The organism is Streptomyces aureus, from assembly GCF_000725495.1.
Classification (GTDB): Bacteria; Actinomycetota; Actinomycetes; order Streptomycetales; family Streptomycetaceae; genus Streptomyces; species Streptomyces aureus_B.
Map to the genome: position 1 here is coordinate 1 of NZ_JNZD01000073.1, position 905 is coordinate 905.

Genomic DNA, 905 nt, shown 5'->3' on the forward strand with positions numbered 1-905 from the left:
CTAGGCCGTTTCGTTTAGATCATCGGATCGTTGGTCCGGGTGTGCCGTTAACTGACGCGCAGTGGGCGCGGATCGAGCCGTTGCTCCCGGACCGGACGCCGGTGCGGGGTGGCCGCTGGCGGGATCACCGGGAGGTGATCGACGCGATCGCCTTCAAGTTCCAGACCGGAACCCAGTGGGTGCACCTGCCGGAGAGGTACGGCAACTGGCGGGGCGTCTACAACCGGCTGCGGATGTGGGCCGTCGACGGCACCTGGGAGCGAGTGTTCACCACGCTGATGGCCCAGGCCGACGCCGACGAAGACCTCGACTGGGCGGTCTCGGTGGACTCCACGATCGTGAGGGCTCACCAGCATGCGGCCGGGGCCCGCAAAAAGGGGCCCCGGCCGACGAACCCGACGACCACGCCATCGGACGGTCCCGCGGTGGACTGACCACCAAGATCCACCTTGCTGCCGACGCCCGCTGCCGGCCCCTGGCGTTCGTCCTCACCGCCGGACAGGCAGGCGATGCACCGGCCTTCACCGATGTCATGGCCCGCCTGCGTGTCCCCCGACGACGTGGTCGGCCACGCACCAGACCGGACCTGGTCCTGGCCGACAAGGCGTATTCCTCCCGCGCGATCCGCGAACACCTGCGTCGGCGCGGCATCCGTGCCGTGATCCCCGTCCCCGCAGACCAACGCGGCCACCGACTGCGGCGCGGCAGCCGGGGCGGCAGACCACCGGCCTTCGACCGAGAGGCCTACAAGCAGCGCAACACTGTCGAGCGGTGCATCAACCGCCTCAAGCAATGGCGAGGCATCGCCACCCGCTACGAGAAGACAGCGACCATCTACCTGGCCGGACTCCACGTCGCCGGCATCTTCCTCTGGTCCGCACGATGATCCAAACGAAACCGCCTAG

The 905-nt window shown here is 68.6% G+C and carries 1 protein-coding gene; it reads left to right on the forward strand.

The window, feature by feature from the left end:
• Positions 1-26 precede the first annotated feature (26 nt).
• A protein-coding gene (locus IO36_RS45365) for an IS5 family transposase (protein WP_387716069.1) occupies positions 27-886 on the forward strand; the annotation gives its coding sequence in 2 pieces (ribosomal slippage) (positions 27-375 and positions 375-886; 861 coding nt in all).
• Positions 887-905 lie beyond the last annotated feature (19 nt).